Annotated in this window: 16 protein-coding genes; 13 read left to right on the forward strand and 3 right to left on the reverse strand. The window is 71.8% G+C overall.

Going from position 1 to position 18,154, the window contains the following annotated elements; all coding sequences use genetic code 11:
- Window positions 1-2: 2 nt before the first annotated feature.
- Both ptsP and nagE read left to right on the forward strand, forming a co-directional pair.
- On the forward strand, window positions 3-2,456 hold the full coding sequence (gene ptsP, locus ASG17_RS04950) for a phosphoenolpyruvate--protein phosphotransferase (protein WP_056100004.1): 2,454 nt from the start codon (window positions 3-5) through the stop codon (window positions 2,454-2,456).
- Window positions 2,453-4,144, forward strand: a complete 1,692-nt coding sequence (nagE, locus tag ASG17_RS04955; protein ID WP_056100006.1) for an N-acetylglucosamine-specific PTS transporter subunit IIBC — start codon at window positions 2,453-2,455, stop codon at window positions 4,142-4,144. Before ptsP ends, nagE begins: the two co-directional genes overlap by 4 nt.
- Here nagE and ASG17_RS04960 read toward each other — a convergent pair.
- Window positions 4,141-5,172: an SMP-30/gluconolactonase/LRE family protein gene (locus ASG17_RS04960; protein ID WP_056100009.1), complete on the reverse strand. Its 1,032-nt coding sequence runs from the start codon at window positions 5,170-5,172 to the stop codon at window positions 4,141-4,143. The genes nagE and ASG17_RS04960 overlap by 4 nt on opposite strands.
- On the reverse strand, window positions 5,169-7,496 hold the full coding sequence (gene bglX / locus ASG17_RS04965) for a beta-glucosidase BglX (protein ID WP_200935028.1): 2,328 nt from the start codon (window positions 7,494-7,496) through the stop codon (window positions 5,169-5,171). Before bglX ends, ASG17_RS04960 begins: the two co-directional genes overlap by 4 nt.
- 103 nt (window positions 7,497-7,599) lie before the next feature.
- On the opposite strand from bglX, the gene ASG17_RS04970 reads away from it, so the two are divergent.
- The 11 genes from ASG17_RS04970 to ASG17_RS05020 all read left to right on the forward strand — a co-directional run bounded on the left by ASG17_RS04970 (window position 7,600) and on the right by ASG17_RS05020 (window position 17,808).
- Entirely contained in the window at window positions 7,600-8,904 is a 1,305-nt protein-coding gene (locus tag ASG17_RS04970; RefSeq protein WP_056100015.1) for an MFS transporter, read from the forward strand.
- A gap of 50 nt (window positions 8,905-8,954) precedes the next feature.
- Window positions 8,955-9,935 carry a hypothetical protein gene (locus tag ASG17_RS04975; RefSeq protein WP_056100018.1) on the forward strand — a complete coding sequence of 327 codons (981 nt, stop codon included), beginning with the start codon at window positions 8,955-8,957 and terminating at the stop codon, window positions 9,933-9,935.
- Between the two features lie 96 nt (window positions 9,936-10,031).
- Window positions 10,032-10,418 carry a DUF6491 family protein gene (locus tag ASG17_RS04980; RefSeq protein WP_056100021.1) on the forward strand — a complete coding sequence of 129 codons (387 nt, stop codon included), beginning with the start codon at window positions 10,032-10,034 and terminating at the stop codon, window positions 10,416-10,418.
- Between the two features lie 106 nt (window positions 10,419-10,524).
- Window positions 10,525-11,676, forward strand: a complete 1,152-nt coding sequence (locus ASG17_RS04985; RefSeq protein ID WP_082496120.1) for a DegT/DnrJ/EryC1/StrS aminotransferase family protein — start codon at window positions 10,525-10,527, stop codon at window positions 11,674-11,676.
- 69 nt (window positions 11,677-11,745) lie between these two features.
- Window positions 11,746-12,705 carry a 3-oxoacyl-ACP synthase III family protein gene (locus ASG17_RS04990; RefSeq protein WP_056100024.1) on the forward strand — a complete coding sequence of 320 codons (960 nt, stop codon included), beginning with the start codon at window positions 11,746-11,748 and terminating at the stop codon, window positions 12,703-12,705.
- 14 nt (window positions 12,706-12,719) lie between these two features.
- Window positions 12,720-12,941, forward strand: coding sequence for a phosphopantetheine-binding protein (locus ASG17_RS04995; RefSeq protein ID WP_056100027.1), 222 nt, complete (start codon window positions 12,720-12,722; stop codon window positions 12,939-12,941).
- Window positions 12,938-13,948, forward strand: coding sequence for a ketoacyl-ACP synthase III (locus ASG17_RS05000; RefSeq protein WP_056100030.1), 1,011 nt, complete (start codon window positions 12,938-12,940; stop codon window positions 13,946-13,948). Before ASG17_RS04995 ends, ASG17_RS05000 begins: the two co-directional genes overlap by 4 nt.
- The gene (locus ASG17_RS05005; protein ID WP_056100032.1) at window positions 13,945-14,706 is read left to right on the forward strand and encodes an SDR family NAD(P)-dependent oxidoreductase; all 762 of its coding nucleotides are present in this window, start codon (window positions 13,945-13,947) and stop codon (window positions 14,704-14,706) included. The genes ASG17_RS05000 and ASG17_RS05005 overlap by 4 nt, the downstream gene beginning before the upstream one ends.
- The gene (locus tag ASG17_RS05010) at window positions 14,703-15,329 is read left to right on the forward strand and encodes a DapH/DapD/GlmU-related protein (RefSeq protein ID WP_056100035.1); all 627 of its coding nucleotides are present in this window, start codon (window positions 14,703-14,705) and stop codon (window positions 15,327-15,329) included. Before ASG17_RS05005 ends, ASG17_RS05010 begins: the two co-directional genes overlap by 4 nt.
- Window positions 15,326-16,357 carry an aromatic ring-hydroxylating dioxygenase subunit alpha gene (locus ASG17_RS05015; RefSeq protein WP_056100038.1) on the forward strand — a complete coding sequence of 344 codons (1,032 nt, stop codon included), beginning with the start codon at window positions 15,326-15,328 and terminating at the stop codon, window positions 16,355-16,357. The genes ASG17_RS05010 and ASG17_RS05015 overlap by 4 nt, the downstream gene beginning before the upstream one ends.
- Window positions 16,354-17,808, forward strand: coding sequence for a hypothetical protein (locus ASG17_RS05020; protein ID WP_056100040.1), 1,455 nt, complete (start codon window positions 16,354-16,356; stop codon window positions 17,806-17,808). Before ASG17_RS05015 ends, ASG17_RS05020 begins: the two co-directional genes overlap by 4 nt.
- Here ASG17_RS05020 and ASG17_RS05025 read toward each other — a convergent pair.
- Window positions 17,805-18,134, reverse strand: a complete 330-nt coding sequence (locus tag ASG17_RS05025; RefSeq protein WP_056100043.1) for a hypothetical protein — start codon at window positions 18,132-18,134, stop codon at window positions 17,805-17,807. The genes ASG17_RS05020 and ASG17_RS05025 overlap by 4 nt on opposite strands.
- Window positions 18,135-18,154: the final 20 nt, after the last annotated feature.

Below are 18,154 nucleotides of genomic sequence, written 5' to 3' on the forward strand. Positions count from 1 at the left end.
TCGTGAGCCAGGTCACCGTCCACGCCCCTTTCGACGGCTGGGCCGGCCCGCTGGACGAAGCGCCCGACCAGGTCTTCTCCGGCCGGATGCTGGGCGACGGCCTGGCGGTCGATCCCACCAGCGGAACCCTGTTGGCGCCCTTCGACGGGGTGGTCACCGCCCTGCCGGCCAGCCGCCACGCGGTCAGCGTTCGTCATGCCTCCGGCGTGGAGGTTCTGATCCACGTCGGGCTGGAGACGGTTGGCCTGGGCGGCCAGGGCTTCGCGCCGCAGGTCAAGGAGGGCGACCGCGTTTCGCAGGGGCAGGCGCTGTTGACCGTCGATCTGGACGCCGTGGCGCGCGGCGCGGTCAGCCTGATCACGCCTGTCGTGGTGACCAGCGAAGGCGCGGTGCTGTCGACCCGCGCGGCGGGCCCGGTGCGTGCGGGCCAGCCTCTTTTCCGCGTCTCGACCGGCGTCGCCGAAACGGGGGTCGTGTCGGACGGCGGCGAGGCGTCGCGCTCGGTGGCGGTCGTTCTGCCGGTCGGCCTGCACGCCCGTCCGGCGGCCAAGCTGGGCGCTGCGATCAAGGATCTGTCCGCAGACGCCCGCATCGTCGCAGGATCGAAGGAAGGCGCCGTCCGTAGTCCCATCGCCCTGATGGCGCTGGGCGTCGCGAACGGCCAGACCGTGACCGTCAGCGCCACTGGCCGCGACGCCGCGCGCGCTGTCGACCGATTGGTCGAACTGTTGGCCGGCGGTCTGGACGAACCACACCACTCCGCCCCCGTCGCCGCACCCACGCCGGTTCGCGCCGCGCGTGACGGCCTGCTCACCGGGGCGACCGGGTCACCCGGTCTGGCCATCGGCCCGGCTCACTGGCTGCGCTTCGCCGCCGTCGAGGTGGTCGAACTGGGCGAGGGCTATCATATCGAAGCGGGCCGTCTGGACCGCGCCGTGGCCCAGGCCGACGAGGAACTGCGCGTCGAGGGCGGCGACGTCATGGCCGCGCACCGCGCCTTCCTGGACGATCCCGAACTGCGCGGCGCCGCGGAGGCGGGCCTGCTGAACGGCCTCAGCGCCGGCGCTGCATGGCGTGACGCGTGTCAGGCCGCCGCCGCCGCCATGCGCGCGCTGAGCGATCACCGCATGGCGGAGCGCGCCGACGACCTGCTGGACGTCGAACGGCGGGTGCTGCTGAACCTGACGGGTGGCGGCACGAAGATCGATGCGCCGGAAGGCGTCATCGTGCTGGCCGATGAACTGCTGCCGTCGCAGCTGATGGCGCTGGCCGGCCGCGTGGCTGGCATCGCCCTGAAGAAGGGCGGGGCCACGGCCCACGTCTCGCTGCTGGCCTCGGGTCTCGGCCTGCCGTTGCTGGCGGCCGTGGGCCACGGCCTGGACGCCATCGAGCAGGGCTCGCCCATCGTTCTGGACGCGACCGAAGGCCGGATCGAGCTGACGCCGTCGCCCGCGCGTCTGGCCGAAGCGCAGGATCGGCTGGAGATGAACCGGCTGCGTCAGGCGGCGGTGCTGGAGGCGGCGGCCCAGCCCTGCCACACCGCCGACGGCGTCCGCATCGAGGTCTTCGCCAACTTGGCCTCGACGTTGGAGGCGGCCCTGGCGGTCAAGGCCGGCGCCGAGGGCTGCGGACTGCTGCGCACCGAGTTCCTGTTCGCCGACCGCGCCCAGGCGCCCGACGAGGCCGAGCAGGTCGCCGCCTATCAGGCCGTCGCCGATGCCTTGCAAGGCCGCCCGCTGGTCATCCGCACGCTGGATCCGGCCGGCGACAAGCCGCTCGCCTTCCTGCCGACGCCGCCCGAGGCCAATCCGGCGCTGGGTCTGCGGGGCGTCCGCGCCGCGCGCTCGCGGCCCGACATCCTCGACGCCCAACTGCGCGCCATCTGTGCGGTGAAGTCCACGGCGCCGGTCGCGGTCATGATTCCCATGGTGTCCTCGGTCGAGGAGACGACCTGGGCGCGTGAACGTCTGGACGCCGCGTGCGGCCGCGACAATCGCCCGCTGTTCGGCCTGATGATCGAGACGCCGGCCGCCGCTGTCATCGCGGATCGCCTGGCGCCGCTGGTCGACTTCGTATCGATCGGCACCAACGACCTGGCGCAATACACCCTGGCCATGGATCGCGAGCATCCCGCGCTGACCGGTCAATGCGACGCCCTGCATCCCGCCGTCCTCCGCTTGATCGGCCAGACGGTAGCCGGCGCGCGCGGCGTGAAATGGGTCGGCGTTTGCGGGGGACTGGCCTCCGATCCGCTGGCCGCGCCGATCCTGGTCGGCCTGGGCGTCACGGAGCTGTCGGCCGCCCCGGCCGCCGTCGCCGAGATCAAGGCCACGGTGCGCCGCTTCACCATGGAGCAGTGCCAGGCCCTGGCCCGCCGCGCACTGGTCGCGCCCACCGCCGAGGCCGTTCGCTCCCTCGCCCGAGAGGCCCTCGCGCCCGCCGGAGACGCCCGATGAAGTTTGGCCTGTCCGCCCTCCAGCCGCTGGGCCGCGCCCTGATGCTGCCCATCGCGGTGCTGCCCATCGCGGGCCTGCTGCTGCGCATCGGTCAGCCCGATCTGGCGAACCTGCCGTTCATGGCCGCCGCCGGCGGCGCGGTATTCGACAACCTGGGCCTGCTGTTCGCCATCGGCGTGGCCGTCGGCTTCGCGCGCGACCAGAACGGCGCGGCGGGCCTGGCGGGCGTCGTGTGCTTCCTGATCGCGATCGAGACGGGCAAGGCGCTGCTGAGCATACCGCCCGAGGTCACGCAGGGACTGGCGGCCGACGCGGTCGGCGCGGCCGAGACGGCGTTCAAGACCAAGGCCTTCGCCCGCTTCGCCGTGCCCATCGGCATCCTGTCCGGCGTCATCGGCGGGACGTTCTACAATTGGTTCGCCGGCATCAAGCTGCCCGAGTATCTGGCCTTCTTCGGCGGCCGCCGTTTCGTGCCGATCGTGTCGGGCGTGGCCGGCGTGCTGGTCGGCGCCCTGGTGGCCCTGAGCTTCAGCTGGCTCAGCCACGGCATGGACGCGATCACCAACGGCATCGTCGCCTCCGGCGAACTGGGCCTGTTCGGCTATGGCCTGCTGAACCGCCTGTTGATCATCACCGGCCTGCACCACCTGCTGAACAACATCCCGTGGTTCATCCTGGGCGAGTACCAGGGCAAGACCGGCGAGATCGCGCGCTTCCTGGCCGGCGATCCGACCGCGGGCGCCTTCATGAGCGGCTTCTTCCCGGTGATGATGTTCGGCCTGCCCGCCGCCTGTCTGGCCATGGTCCACGCCGCGCCCAAACACCGCCGCAAGGCTGTCAGCGGCATGCTGTTCTCGCTGGCCCTGACCGCCTTCCTGACGGGCGTGACGGAGCCCATCGAGTTCACCTTCATGTTCCTGGCGCCGGTGCTCTACGCCATCCATGCGGTGCTGACGGGCGTCGCCATGGTGGTGATGGACCTGCTGCACGTACGCCTGGGCTTCAGCTTCTCGGCCGGTCTGTTCGACTATGTGCTGAACTTCGGCCTGGCGGAAAATCCGCTGCTGCTGCTGCCGGTCGGGGCCGTCTACGCCGGGGTCTACTACGTCCTGTTCCGCGCGTTCATCCAATGGTTCGACCTGAAGACCCCGGGGCGCGAGCCGGAGGAGGCGGGCATCGCCAGCGCCCAGCCGACTCCTGCCGGCGGACGCGGCGCGGCTTATGTCGCGGCCCTCGGCGGCGCATCGAACCTGCGCGCGATCAACGCCTGCACCACCCGGCTGCGGCTGGTCATCGTCGACCGCAAGCGGGTGGACGAACCGGCGCTGAAGCGGTTGGGCGCGCGCGGAGTCATCTCGCCGTCGCCCACGGACCTGCAGGTCGTGGTGGGCCCGATCGCGGACAGTTTGGCTGACGAGCTCAAGGCGGCGGTCGCGGGCGGCGGAACGGCGGCGCTCGCGCCCACGGTCTCGGGCGCCAAGGTTCTGGCGGCCCTGGGCGGCGCTGACAATCTGGCGGCGCGCGAGGTGCGTGGCAGCCGGGTGTTGGTGACGGTGCGCGACCTCGCCAAGGTCGATCGAGCGGCCCTGACCGCCAGCGGCCTGCGCGGTGTGGCGGACGCAGGCGCGGACCGCCTGCATCTGGTCGTCGGACCGGATGCCGGCAAGCTGGCCGAGGCGCTGGTCTAGAGCCCTCGCGTCAGGGTCTTCACCCGCGCGATCCTGTTGCCCGAGGTCATGTAGAGCACGTCCCCGCGCGGGCCGCCGAAGGCGCAGTTGGCGATCGGGCCGCCGGTCTCGACGATGCCCAGGGTCCGGCCTTGAGGCGTCATCACGTGGATGCCGCCGGGGCCGCTGGCGAACAGCATGCCGTCGTGCGCCACCCGCATACCGTCGGGCAGGCCGGGATTGGCGTCGCTCACCTGCGCCGTCATGTCCGACAACACCCGCCGGTTCGACACCATGCCTGCCGTATCCAGATCATAGGCGTAGAGGATGGCCGCCACCGGGTCCGACACGGCGACGTAGAGGGTCCGTTCGTCCGGCGACAGGGCGATCCCGTTCGGCCGCGTCAGGCTGCGGTCCAGCAGGGTCACGCCGCCGTCCCGCGCGATCCGGTAGACGCCGTTGAAGGCCAGTTCCTTCACAGGAGACCGGTCGTCGTCCTTCAGGCCATAGGGCGGATCGGTGAAGAAGATCGCGCCCGTCTTGGACAGCACCACGTCGTTGGGCGAGTTGAAGCGCTTGCCCTGATAGCGTTCGGCCAGAACTGTCTTGGCCTTGGTCGCCAGGTCCAGACGGGCCACGCTTCGCGAGCCGGAATCGGCCATCAGGATCGTCCCACGTGGGCCGGGGAACAGCCCGTTCGAGCCGCCCTCGCGCAGACCCGGATCGGGCGCGCCCACCCAGCCGGACGGGCTCATGAACAGGGACAGGCCATCCGCCTCGCTCCAACGATGGATGCGGTTCTCGGGCACGTCGCTGAACAGCAGATAGTCGCCGTCATGGATCCACACCGGCCCCTCGGACCAGCTGAAACCGTCGGCCAGCTGCTCGACCACGGCGCCCGGCGCGATGACGGCGTCCAGGGCGGGATCGAGGCGGCGGATGCGGCCGATGGCGGGGTAGGCCGTGGAGGCGGCCTCGGGCGCGGTGGCGCAGGCGGCGAGGGCCAGGCCGGAGGCGGCGGCCAGAACGGTGCGACGGGACAGGCTCATGGGACGATGCTTTCGGTGCTCGGCGTGGCGACGGCGGGGGCAGGGGTGGCGAACCGGCCCGCCTCGGTCAAGGTGATCTCGGCGCGGCCGCGGATATCGTCGGACGCGGCGCCGACCATCAGCTGGATGGCGCCGGGCTCGGTAGCCCAGCCGTCCGTCCAGAGCGCGAACTGCGCGGGCGTCAGCTCGAAGCTGACGCGCTTGGCCTGGCCGGGCGCCAGCGCCACCCGGCGAAAGCCGCGCAACTGCTGTACGGGCCGAGACACGCTGGCGACAGGATCGCGCATGTAGAGCTGGACGACTTCGTCCGCCGCGACGGCGCCGACATTGCGGACGACCACGCTGGCGGTGACCCCGCCGGTCGCGCCGAGGCTGGCGCGGTCGACCTCCAGCGGGCCGTAGTCGAAGCGGCTGTAGGTCAGGCCGTGGCCGAAGGCGAACAGGGGCGTGATCGGCTGATCGCGATACCGCGCCGTGTCGCGCACCAGATCCTCCGCCGCCGGGCGCCCGGTCGGCAGGTGGGCGTAGGTCATCGGCATGGCCCCGTTGGCGCGCGGGAAGCTGATCGGCAGCCGCCCGCCCGGCGACACGCTGCCGGTCAGGACATCGGCGATGGCCGGCCCGCTCTCGACGCCCAGGAACCAGGTTTCCAGGATCGCCGGCGCGCGCTCTGCCAGTTCCGGGATCGCCAGGGGGCGGCCGTTCATCAGGATCACAACCACCGGCTTGCCAGTCGCCAGCACGGCGTCGGCCAGCGCGTCCTGCGCCGCCGATAGGCCGATGTCGGTATAGCTGCGGGCCTCGCCCGACCGGTCGAAATGCTCGCCGACGACCAGCAGCACCAGGTCCGACGCCTTGGCCGTCTCGACCGCCTCGGCCAGCGCTTCTGCGTCCGACACCTCGTGCACGGCCTGTGCGCCCTCGCCGGACGCCGTGACCGCGACGACTTGCGCCGCCTCGGGGCGATAGCCTTGCGCATAGGTCAGGGTCGCGTTCGGCAGGGCCTCGCGAAGGGCGGGGATCAGGGGCCGGACATCCTCGACCTTGCCCTGAGCGCGCCAGCTGCCGAGCGAGGAGTTGGCGTCCTCGGCCAAGGCGCCGATCACCGCGATGCGGCGCGCCGAGGCGGCGATGGGCAGGATGTCGCCGTCGTTCTTCAGCAGCACCATCGATCGGCGCGCCGCCTCACGGGCCACGGCCCGGTGCTCGGGCGTCAGCATGGCCGCCGCCTCGCGCGCCGGATCGGCCCGGCCGTACGGGTCGTCGAACAGCCCCAGCCGCTCCTTGGCCAGCAGGACCGCTCGCACCGCATCATCCAGCATCGGCAGCAGGGTCGGATCGGCCTCGACCGCGCCCTTCAGCTCGGCGGAATAGAGGTTGCCCGCCATGTCCATGTCGACGCCCCCGCGAAGCGCCGCGGCGCCCGCTTCCCGCGGCGTGCCTGCGATGGCGTGGTTCATCAGTTCGGGGATGGCGTTCCAGTCGCTGACGATCAGGCCGTCATAGCCCCAGTCGCGCCGCAGCACCACGCGCACCAGAGCCGGATGCGCCGTCAGCGGCACGCCCGCGATGTCGTTGAACGACGTCATCATCGACCCCGCCCCGGCCTGTGCCGCCGCATAGAAGGGCGGCAGATAGACCTCGTGCAGGGTCCGCTCGGAGATGTCCGCACTGTCGTAGTCGCGCCCCCCGTTGGCCGCGCCATAGCCGACGAAATGCTTGGCCGTGGCGATGATCGACGACGGGTCGGCCAGCGAGGCGCCTTGGTAGCCGCGCACCTGCGCCGTCGCCAGGATGGAGCCGAGATAGGGGTCTTCGCCCGCCCCCTCGACCACCCGGCCCCAGCGGGCGTCGCGGGCGATGTCCACCATGGGCGAGAAGGTCCAGTTCAGCCCGGCGGCCGAGGCCTCCACGGCCGCCACATGCGCGGTCTGCTGGACCAGGTCCGGGTCCCAGCTGGCCGCCAGCGCCAGCGGCACGGGGAACAGCGTCTTGTAGCCGTGCACCACGTCCATGCCGAACAGCAGCGGCACGCCCAGGCGGGATTCCTCGACGGCCACCCTTTGCAGCTCGCGGATCTGCGCGGCGCCGGCGACGTGCAGGAAGGAGCCGATCTCGCCGCGCCGCACCCGCTCCAGCGCGGCGGCGTCCAGGCGGCTGTTCAGCGCCCGCTGCCGCCCGCCCGGCACCTGGTTCAGCTGGCCGATCTTCTCGTCCAGCGTCATGCGCGACAGCAGTGATTCGACGCGCGGCGAACCCGTCTGGGCCGCGGCGGGTGACATCGTTGTCAGAGCCAGAGCGGCCGCCAGCAGAAATCTGAGCAAGATTCGCCTCCCCATCGCGCCGCCCGCACTGGACGGCGGGCCTTACGCTGGGTCATGTGTCCCAAAGTGACGGCGCGGATCAAGACGCCGACGGGGAGAAGACATGCGGTCTGACGACACAGCATCCGGCCGCAGCGGCGCGCTCAAGGTCATCACGGCGCGGCTGATGCCGCTGTTCTGCCTGATGTACCTGATCGCCTACATCGACCGGCAGAACGTCTCCTACGCCAAGCTGGAAATGGCCGACGCCCTGGGTATGAGCGAGGCGGTCTACGGCCTGGGCGCGTCGCTGTTCTTCATCGGCTACTTCCTGTTCGAGGCGCCGGCCAACCTGATCCTGGCCCGCGTCGGCGCCCGCGTCTGGTTCACCCGCATCATGGCCAGCTGGGGCGTGGTGACGATCCTGCTGGGCTTCACCAACAGTCCGCTGATGTTCTACGCCCTGCGCTTCCTGCTGGGCGTGTGCGAGGCGGGCTTCTTCCCCGGCGTCCTCTATGTCCTGACCCTCTGGTATCCGCAGTCGCACCGCGGGCGGATGGTCGGCGCCTTCATGGTGGCCAGCGCCTTCGCCAATGCGGTCGGCGCCCTGGCCGGCGGCCTGCTGCTGGGTCTGGACGGCGTGCTCGGCCTTCAGGGCTGGCAGTGGGTGTTCGTCGCGACCGGCATCCCTGCGGTCGCCCTGGCCCCCTACGTCCTGTGGCGCCTGCCCAGCGGCCCGCAGGACGCACGCTGGCTGACGCCGGAGCAGAAGGCGTCGGTGGCAGAGGATCTGGCCGATGAACACGCCGCCCATACGCACGCCGGCGCCGACAGCTGGCGCGCCATGCTGGACAGGCGGGTGCTGATGCTGGCGGCCATGTACGTCGGCTTCCCGCTTGCCGCCTACGGCCTCAGCTACTGGCTGCCGACGGTGGTGAAGGGCTTCGGCGCCTCGAACGCCCAGAACGGCGCCATCAACGTAATCCCCTGGCTGATCGTCGCCCTGGCCCTGTGGATGCTGCCGCGCATCGCCGCGAAGATGCAGCAGACGACCAAGGTGCAGAGCTGGTTCATCGCCGGGCCTGCGTTCGTCGGTGCGGCCGCCCTGATCCTCAGCGTGCTGGTCCCCGGCAACGCCGCCAAATTCGCCCTGCTGTGCGTCGCCGCGCCCGCCATCTTCTGCGCCCAGCCGATGTTCTGGAGCTTGCCGCCGACCTTCCTGCGCGGGGCCGGAGCGGCGGCAGGGATCGCGGCCATCAACTCGATCGGAAACCTGGGCGGCTTCGTCGCACAGACCGCCGTGCCCGCCATCAAGGAGGCCAGCGGCAGCGACCTGACGCCCATGCTGTTCCTGGCCGCCTGCCTGACGGTGGCGGGACTGTCGATCTTCCTGGTCCTGCCGCGGCTGAAGCCTCGAACCGCCGCTTGACCAAATCCGCGCGCGGGCGGAAACCTTCGCCAACCAACGAGGAAACGTCGATGAACATTCGCAGCCTGGCCCTGGCGGCCGTGATGGCTCTGTCCACGATGGCCGCTCCGGCCATGGCCTGGCAGGGCGGCACCCCCATGGGCCCCGCGCCCGGGGTCGGCGATTCCAGGGGCGGCTCTGTGGATCGGGAGCGTGCGCGCACGGACGACGAGGCTGTCCGCAACACCGCGAACCGGCGCACCCCGCGCGCCGCCGCCGCGACCACCGAAACCGCTCAACCGGTCGACGTCACCGCCGCCGCGACGGCCCAGGCCCAGGCCGCCGGCCTGACCTGCAATCTGTCGGGCGCCAATGCGCTGGGCGACACCGGGGCGGGCGAGGCCTACGAGGTTACGTGCGACACCGGCGTCGGCTACGTCATCGCGCCGGGCACGCCGCCGACCGCGTTCAACTGCCTGGTCATGGCCACCAACGCCGAGAGGGCCAAGGCAGAGGATCCCACATCCACCCTGGTCACCTGCGCCTTGCCGGCCAACCAGAATGCGGTGGCCCAGATCGCACCTTTCGCCCAGGCCGCGGGCGTGAAATGCACCGTGGATCAGGTCACCTGGGTCGGCCGTAACCCGGACGGCAAGGACCGGTTCGAGGTCGGCTGCGCCAACGCGGACGGCGCCTGGGTCGAAGTCACTCAGACGGGCGGCGACGCGACGAAGATCGAATGCTTCGAGATCGTCAAGGCGGGCCGCACCTGCGGCTTCACCACCCCCGCCGAACAGGTCGCGACGCTGCAGGCGTGGCTGGCCTCGGGCGAGACCCCGGCCTGCACGGTCGAACAGGCCAAATACCTTGGTCGCAACGCTTCGGGCCGCTTCTACGAAGCCAAGTGCACGGGCGCCGACGGCTTGATCGCGCGCATCGACACCAACGGCGCCCTGGCCCAGAGCTGGGCCTGCGTGGACGCCACCCGCGTGGTGGGCGGCTGCACCCTGACGACCGTCGCCGCGGCGGCGGCGCCTCCGGCCCAGCGCTGAGGGCATCCCGCCGCGCGCGGGGACCGTAGCTAAAGGCTTGTCGCGCAACATCGCGGCAGGCCGCGCGTCGCGGCCTCGAGCACAAAGGGAAACGTCATGCGGGCTCTGGTTCTGATCACGGCGGCCGCCGCCGGCCTCGCCGCCTGCGCGCCGACCGGCGGCGGAGGCGATCCGATGATGTCGCGCACGTCGGCCAGCCAGTGCCTGGACACCGCGCTGGCGACCGATTTCCGTCAGGGCGGCGATCGCACCATCTACGTCACGGACCGCCGTGGCCCGACCTACGAGCTGCGCTCGTTCGGCAACTGCAACGGCCTGGACTTCGCCCTGTCGATCGGGCTGCGCGGCGACATGGGGCCGGGCGACCGGCTGTGCGTCGGCGATCGCGGCCACCTGGCCCTGCAGGACACCCGGACCCAGGTTTGCCGCGTCCAGATCGTGCGCCAGTTGACGCCGGACGAGGCTGCGCGCCTGCCCCGATAGGGAACTGGGCCGCTTCTGGGCCGCTCCGGGGCGGCCAGGGCCTCAAGAAAGACGGCCTTAACCATGGCGGGCGTTCCCTGACGGCCTCTGTCGTCAGGCGTCCGCCATGCCCGCTTCCGCCCGCAAGCTCGCGGTCCTCCCCGCCGCCCCCGTCGCGCCGGCGCCCAACAGCTTGCCGGTCAGCCGCCCGACCATGCCACGCGCCGAGCAGGTGCTGCCCTATCTGCAGGCGATGGACGCCGCCGGCTGGTACTCCAACTTCGGCCCGCTGCTGATGCAGTTCGAAGCGCGCCTTCAGGCTCGCTTCAGCGACGGCGCCCAGGTCGTCACCGCCGGCAACGCCACCCTGGCCATCGGCCTGGCGCTGAAGGCGATGGGACTTCAGCCCGGCGCCCGCGTCGCCATTCCCGCCTGGACCTTCGTCGCCACGGCCCACGCCGTGCTCTGGGCCGGCTACCGGCCCTGGTTGATCGATGTCGATCCCGCCACCAGCATGCTGGATCCGCTGGCGACAGAGAGCGCGCTCGCTGACGCGCCCGGCCCGGTCGACGCCGTCATTCCCGTCATGGCCCACGGCGCCCCGATCGACCTGGACGCCTGGGTTTTGTTCCAGGCGCGTACCGGGGTGAAGGTCCTTATCGACGCCGCCGCCGCCTTCGACGTTCTGGACCGTGGACCGCTGCCGGCGGTGGTCAGCCTGCACGCCACCAAGGCGCTGGGGGTGGGGGAAGGGGGCTTCTTCGTCAGCCGCGATCCGGTGCTGAACGAGGCCGTGCGCCGCATGACCGGCTTCGGCTTCATGGGTGACCGGGTGGCGACCATCGCCTCCACCAACGCCAAGCTCAGCGAATACGCCGCCGCCGTCGGCCTGGCCGCTCTGGACGGCTGGCCGGGCGTGCGCGAGCGGTACATGCGCGTGGCCCAGCGGCTGCGCCTCGCGCTGATGGGTCGCCCGGATGCGGCGTTCCAGCCGGGCTGGGGACTGACCTGGGTATCCAGCGTCTGCGTCGTCGATCTTCCCGCCGGATCGGCGGCGACCCTGGCCGACACCCTGGCCGAGGCCGGCGTCGCTACCCGCCGCTGGTGGGGCGAGGGCTGCCACCGCGAGCCGGCCTTCGCCGAGTACGAGCGCGCCGCCGTGCCCGTCACCGATGCCTTGGCCCGGTCCCAGTTGGGCGTGCCCTTCTATTCGACCATGAGCGACGCCGAGGTGGATCACCTCGCGTCCTCGCTCAGTCAGGCTCTCGACCGGCTCTGAGCGATTAAGGCCTATGGTTAACGCGCGGGTAACGGCCGCGCCCTTAAGGCTGGAGGCGAGGGAGTCTCCATGTCGCCAGCCCGCATCCGGGGCATCGCCTATCACCTGCCCGAGCGGGTGCTGGACAACGTCGAACTGGCGTCGCTGTCGGCTGGCTGGACCCCGGAGAAAATCCTCGACAAGACCGGCGTCGCGACCCGCCGCATCGTCGCCGACGGCGAGACGGCCGGCGATCTGGCCGAGGCCGCCGCGCGCCGCCTGTTCGCGGCCGAGGGCATCGATCCGGCCGACATCGACCACCTGATCTTCTGCTCCCAGACGCCGGATTACCGCCTGCCCGCCACCGCCTGCGTGCTGCAGCACAGGCTAGGCCTGCCGACCCATGCGGGTGCCTTCGACATGAGCATCGGCTGCTCGGGCTTCGTCTACGGCCTGGGCGTCGCGCGAGGTCTGGTCGAGACGGGGCAGGCGCGGCGCGTGCTGCTGCTGAATGCCGACGCCTACTCGACCCTGCTAAGAGAAGACGACCTGTCGGTGCGCGCCCTGTTCGGCGACGGCGCGGCGGCCACCTTGATCGAGACGGCCAACGACAATCCCGGCCGCATCGGCGCGGCGGTCTACGGCTCCGACGGATCAGGCGCGACGAAGCTGATCGTGCCGGGCGGCGGCGCGCGCGAACCCGCGGGATCGTCCCACCTCCACATGGACGGGGCGGCCGTCATGGCCTTCGCCCTGAAGGAGGCCCCGGCCGCCGTCGCGCGCCTGCTGGACCAGACCGGCGCGGCCCTTGACGACTTCGATCTGGTCGTGCCGCATCAGGCCAGCCGCCTGGTGCTGGACAGCCTGCGCCGCCGCCTCGGCGTGCCGCATGAGCGCTTCGTCGTCGACGTCGAGAGCATGGGCAACACCGTCGGCGCCAGCATCCCCATCGCCCTGTCGCGCCTGCCGGTCTCCGACCGCCCGCGCCGCATCCTGATCGTCGGTTTCGGCGTAGGCCTGTCCTGGGCCTGCGCCGACATCACCCTGTAAGCAGAGGAAGTCCCATGTCCGCGTTTCGTGAAGGCCTGGCCGAGATCTTCGAGGTCGACGCCGTCGAGATCACCTCCGACTTCGATCTGGTCGCCCACAACTGGGACAGCCTGGCCATCGTTTCGACCCTGGCCCTGATCGACGAATGCTACGGCCGTCTGGTCGAGGGCGCCGCCCTGGCCGAGGCGCGCACCGTCGCCGATCTGGAGGTCCTGGCGCTCGGTCAGGCCGCGTGAGTTCAGGTCCGGTCACGACCGTCGACGGCGTCGCCTTGCGCGGCGTGGTCTCGGCCGTGCCGGGGCCGGCGATCCCCAACGCCCGCTTCGAGGATCGCTTCTGCGCCGAGGCGGTGGCGGAGGTCGCAAAGATGACGGGCGTCGAGGCGCGCCATTGGGTCAAGGAGGGCCAGACGGCGGCCGACCTGTGCTTCGACGCGGCCAGCCGCCTGCTGACCGCGCTGGACTGGGCGCCCGAGAGCGTGGACGCCCTGATCTTCGTCACCCAGACCCCGGACCAGCGGATGCCGGCGGGGGCCCTGCTGCTGCACGGCCGTCTGGGCCTGCCGGTGGAGTGCGCCGCCTTTGACGTGGGCTTGGGCTGTTCCGGCTACACCTACGGCCTGTGGCTGGCCGCCATCATGGTCCAGTCGGGCCGCAAGCGGGTCCTGCTCTGCGCTGGCGACACCATCAGCCCTCTGCTCGGCCCCGACGACCGGGGGACCGTCATGCTGTTCGGCGACGCCGGTACGGCCACGGCCATCGAGGCGGATCCGACCGCCAAACCCATGCGCTTCGTCCTGCGCTCGGACGGCAAGGGCGCGGGCGCCATCGTCGTGACGGGCGGCGGTTTCCGCGCGCCGGGCGAGATGGAGCGGCTGGAGATGGCCGGGCCGGAGGTCTTCGCCTTCACCCTGCGCGCCGTGCCCGCGATGGTGACCGACGTGCTGGCCGGCGACGATCCGGCCTCGATCGACGCCTACGCCTTCCATCAGGCCAACCGCTTCATCATCCAGAACCTGATCCGCAAGCTGAAGCTGGCGCCCGAGGCGGCGCCGGTGAACATCGACCGGTTCGGCAATACGTCGATGTCGTCGATCCCGCTGCTGATGACCACAGACCTGTCGGCGCGCCTGACGTCCGAGCCGACCCGTCTGGTCGCCGCCGGGTTCGGCGTCGGCCTGTCGTGGGGTGCGGCGCTGCTCGACCTCGAGCCGCTCGCGGTCGCCGAGACCATCGCGGCATGACGACCTTTGCCCCCGACGCCCTGACCGGCCGCACCCTGCTGGTGACCGGCGCCTCCTCCGGCCTCGGGCGGGCAACGGCGGTGCTGTGCGCCTCGCTGGGCGCGCGTGTCATCGCGCTTGGCCGTGACGAAGGACGGCTGGACGAGACGCTGGCGCTGCTGACGGGGGAGAGGCATCTGGCCCGCGCCGCCGATCTGGCCGACGCCGATGCGGCCGCCGAGGCGATCTCGACGCTGGCGACCGAGGCCGGCGGTCTAGACGGCGCCGTCCATGCGGCGGGCGCCGAACTGATCCTGCCGATCCGCCTGACAAAGGCTCGCAACGTCGCCGCCGTCATGGGCGCGGCCGTTAACGGCGGCCTCGGCCTCGCCCGTGCGGCGGGCAAGTCGGGCGTCATGAAGGACGGGGCCAGCATCGTCTTCCTGTCCTCCGCCGCCGCGCGTCGCGGTCAGGCGGGCATGGCGGCCTACAGCGCGGCCAAGGCGGCGGTCGAAGGCCTGACCCTGGGCCTCGCCGCCGAACTGGCGCCCCGCATCCGCGTCAATGCCGTGGCCGCCGGCGGCGTCGAGACCGAGATGCACAGCCGCCTCAGCCGCTCCCTGCCGGGTCCGGCACTGGCGGCCTATGAGGCGGCGCATCCGCTGGGCTTCGGCCGGGCCGAGGACGTGGCCAACGCCGTCGCCTTCCTGCTCAGCGACGCGGCCCGCTGGGTCACCGGCGCCGTCTGGGCCGTCGACGGTGGATACGCCGCGACATGACCGACCACATCCTGATCGGCGGCGGCGCCCTGGCCCGCGAGATGCTGGAGTGGTTCGCGCCGCAACTGGCCCTTAGCGGCGACCGCTTCGTCGGCTATCTGGACGACACCGGCGAGGCGATGGCCGCGTTCGGCGCGCCCCTGCCGTGGCTCGGCGCCATCCAGGATCACACACCGGACGACCGGCCGCTGGCGATGGCCATCGCCGACCCGGGCGCCCGCGCCACGCTGGGCGCCGCGCTGACGGACCGGGGCGGCCGCTTCGCCCGCCTGCTGCACGACCGCGCCTGGATCTCGGCCGGCGCCCGCATCGGCGAGGGCGCCGTCTTCGCCCCCTTCGCCTACGCCGCCAACGCCTCGACGACCGGCGAGCTGGCCCAGATCAACACCTTCTCGGCCGTCGGCCATGACGCCAGCGTCGGCGCCGCCTGCTGCCTGTCCAGCCAGGTTGACCTGACCGGCGGCGTGAAGGTCGGCGACCGCGTCTTCTTCGGCTCGGGCGCGCGGGTCCTGCCCGGTGTCGAGATCGGCGACGACGCCCGCATCGGCGCCGGCAGCGTGGTGGTGCGCGCGGTCCCGCCCCGCGCGGTGATGTACGCTCAGCCCGCGAGGCGACTGTCATGACCCCAAACGAGCGGCTGGCCACCGACTGGTGGCACCTGATCGCGCACGAGGCCGAGCTGGCCCAGCCCGGCGACTGGCTGCGCTTCGACTGGCCGCTGGGCGAACTGGTCGTCATGAACGACGGCGGCAAGCTGCTGGCCTTCGACAACGTCTGCCCGCATCGCGGCGGCCGCTTCTTCGACGGCCCGTCAGGCCAGGGCGCCGCCATCTGCCCCTACCACGCCTGGCGGATCCGGGACGGCGCGGTGAAGGTCGCCCAAGCGGCCCGCTTCAAGGCCTGCGACCTGGAGCGCGCGGTGCTGAACCGCTTTGAAATCGAACGTCACGGCCCCTGGGTCTTCGTCGGCGTCCAGCCAGCGCAGACGCTGGCGGCCCAGCTGGGCGACCTGGCCGAGCCCCTCCTCAGCATGGGCCAGGACATCGAGCGCCGCGCCGATCTGCACGCCGAAACCTGGGACTGCGACTGGCGGGTGGCGGTCGAGAACGCGCTGGAAACCTATCACGTCGCGCCGATCCACGGCACGTCGCTGGGCACGCTGGGCCTCAAGGACGAGACGTGGCGGCTGCACGGCGCCAACAGCGACTATACGGCCGAGGTCGGCGCCGCTCGCACCGCGCGGGGGTTGCAGGCGATGGGCCGGTTCTTCGAGGCGCCGAACGCCCACGCTGGATACCGCTCCATCCACGTCTTCCCCTTCGCTATGGTCTCCTCGACCTTCGGCTATTCCGCCGCCTTGCAGACCTTCATGCCGAGCGAAGGTGGCCGCGAGACCCGCTTCACCACCCGCATGCTGGGCGCCCGCCGCATGGCCGGGATGGAGGCGCCGGCCGACGCCTTTCTGGCCTCCTCGGCGCGCATGAACCGCCAGGTGTTCGAGGAGGACCGCGCCATCTGCGAGCGGGTCAGCCGTCGCTACGACCTGGACGCAGCCAACCGCATCTTCGCCGACAACGAGGGCCGCGTGGCCCATTTCGCCGACACCCTGCGCGACCTCGCCGCCGCGCCAGCCGAGAGACACCGCGCATGAACCTTCTGGACTTGCTGCTGTCCCACGCCCAGCCGGGCTATGAGCGCGGCCTGGCCGTCATCGCCCAGCGGTGGGTGCAGATGATGGGCGCGGCGGCCTTCGAGGGCCGCGATCTGGACGGCGCGATCGAGACCGCCCTGCGCTTCGCCGAGCACGGCGCCAAGGGCCAGCAGACGGCCGTCCTGGCGGGCGACCTGTCGTCGCTGGTCTGGTGGTGTGGAGCGCAGATGGACGCCGCGCGTCAGGCCCGCCTGGGCCGCGCCGTGCGCGCATCGGCGGGCGCGACCTTCGACGCGCTGGCTTTCCCGAACGCCCCGATGCCGAGCCCCCCGCGCCGCCGGACGCTGTGGACCGCCGCCTTGCAGTCGCCGCACCATTCGCCCTCGCGGGGCGCGGCCGACCTGACCGCCGCGATCCTGGCCGACCCGGAGGTGGAGCAGCTGGATCTTTACCACAGCGGCCCGGTCGCCGCGCCGATGAAGGCCTATCTGGTCGAGCGCCTGGGCGCGGCCGCCGGGCGCGTGGCGCTGATCCCGACCGACAGCGAAAACCACTGGTCCAGCGTGATCGACCGGGGGCCGGCGATCCACCATGTCTGGTGCGATTACGCCGCCCGGCTGCATCTGGCGCTGGCGGCGCGGATGGGGCCGGTGACCATGTACGCCTGCGGGGACCAGCCGCCGTTGCAGTACGCCGACGCCTACTGGTTCTATCACCGCCCCGACTACATCGCCCGCCGCTGGGCCGAAGAGGGGGCGCCGGCGGGCTTTGCCGCCCGTTATGTCGAGGCGCTGGCCGGGCCGCACAATCCGGCGCTGCAGGCCCCGCCTAAGGGCCGGCGCGAGGCGTATGGCCTGCCGGCGGACAAGGTGGTCGTGGCCACGGTGGGCAACCGGCTGGCGGTGGACTTCGACCAGGCCTTCGTGGACGGCATGGGCGCCCAGCTGGCCGCCAACCCCGGCCTGCACTGGCGGGTCGTCGGGGCCCTGCCGGAATGGTTGAGCTCGGCCTGCGCCCAGGTTCTGGGCGACCGCTTCAGCCATCAGCCATACGAGCGCGACCTGGCCGGCTTCATGACCACCGTGGATCTGTTCGCCAACCCGTTCCGGCGGGGCGGGGGCGACACGGCGGTGACCGCCATGCTGGGCGGCGCGGCGGTGGTGGCGCTGGAGGCCGGCGACGTGGGCGGCCTGATCCCGCCGGAGCACCGGCTGGCCGACGTCGAGACCTATTTCGCCACCCTGAGCGAGCTGGCGGCCGACCCGGCCGGCTGCGCCGCCTACGCCGCGCGCCAGGCCGCGCACGTCGCCCGGCTGACCGACCAGAGCGTGCTGGCCTCGGAAGTAAAGCGGCTGGAGGGGATCGCCCTCCAGCGCTTCAACGCCCGCCGGGGCCAGGCCCCGTGGCGGATCGACGACGCCGCACCGGCGCCGTCCGAGGCGGCGGCCTAGCGGCGCAGGGCCGACGACTTCAGCGCGCGGAAGGCGTCGAAGGCGCGGCTGCGGCGGCTGTCGCTGAGGGCGACCCACAGCACGGCGCCGGCCGACAGCAGCACGCCGGTGACGGCGGCGCCGATGGCGGCGGTCTTCTTCGGATTGGCGGCGGCCTTGTCACGCAGGGCGACGGCCTGGGTCTTCACCACCTCGGCGCCTTCCTCGGCCTTGGCCTTCACGCGAGCGGCGGCGCGGCGGGCGCGGGTCTTGACGGAGGCGCCGTTCAGGTCGCGGGGGACCAGGGTGTTGGCGGCGGTCTCGGCTTCGAAGTCGGTCTGGGTCATGGGAGGTTCTCCGGGGGAGG

The organism is Brevundimonas sp. Leaf363 (genome assembly GCF_001424025.1).
Classification (GTDB): Bacteria; Pseudomonadota; Alphaproteobacteria; order Caulobacterales; family Caulobacteraceae; genus Brevundimonas.

Excerpts from the sequence above, each read along its gene's own strand:
- ASG17_RS04975 (WP_056100018.1), top strand. The coding sequence starts at position 8,955 with ATGAACATTCGCAGCCTGGCCCTGGCGGCCGTGATGGCTCTGTCCACG.
- ASG17_RS04985 (WP_082496120.1), top strand. The coding sequence starts at position 10,525 with ATGCCCGCTTCCGCCCGCAAGCTCGCGGTCCTCCCCGCCGCCCCCGTC.
- nagE (WP_056100006.1), top strand. The coding sequence starts at position 2,453 with ATGAAGTTTGGCCTGTCCGCCCTCCAGCCGCTGGGCCGCGCCCTGATG.
- ASG17_RS04995 (WP_056100027.1), top strand. The coding sequence starts at position 12,720 with ATGTCCGCGTTTCGTGAAGGCCTGGCCGAGATCTTCGAGGTCGACGCC.
- ASG17_RS04970 (WP_056100015.1), top strand. The coding sequence starts at position 7,600 with ATGCGGTCTGACGACACAGCATCCGGCCGCAGCGGCGCGCTCAAGGTC.
- ASG17_RS05005 (WP_056100032.1), top strand. The coding sequence starts at position 13,945 with ATGACGACCTTTGCCCCCGACGCCCTGACCGGCCGCACCCTGCTGGTG.
- ASG17_RS04980 (WP_056100021.1), top strand. The coding sequence starts at position 10,032 with ATGCGGGCTCTGGTTCTGATCACGGCGGCCGCCGCCGGCCTCGCCGCC.
- ASG17_RS04990 (WP_056100024.1), top strand. The coding sequence starts at position 11,746 with ATGTCGCCAGCCCGCATCCGGGGCATCGCCTATCACCTGCCCGAGCGG.
- ASG17_RS05020 (WP_056100040.1), top strand. The coding sequence starts at position 16,354 with ATGAACCTTCTGGACTTGCTGCTGTCCCACGCCCAGCCGGGCTATGAG.
- ASG17_RS04960 (WP_056100009.1), bottom strand. The coding sequence starts at position 5,172 with ATGAGCCTGTCCCGTCGCACCGTTCTGGCCGCCGCCTCCGGCCTGGCC.
- ASG17_RS05010 (WP_056100035.1), top strand. The coding sequence starts at position 14,703 with ATGACCGACCACATCCTGATCGGCGGCGGCGCCCTGGCCCGCGAGATG.
- ASG17_RS05025 (WP_056100043.1), bottom strand. The coding sequence starts at position 18,134 with ATGACCCAGACCGACTTCGAAGCCGAGACCGCCGCCAACACCCTGGTC.
- ASG17_RS05015 (WP_056100038.1), top strand. The coding sequence starts at position 15,326 with ATGACCCCAAACGAGCGGCTGGCCACCGACTGGTGGCACCTGATCGCG.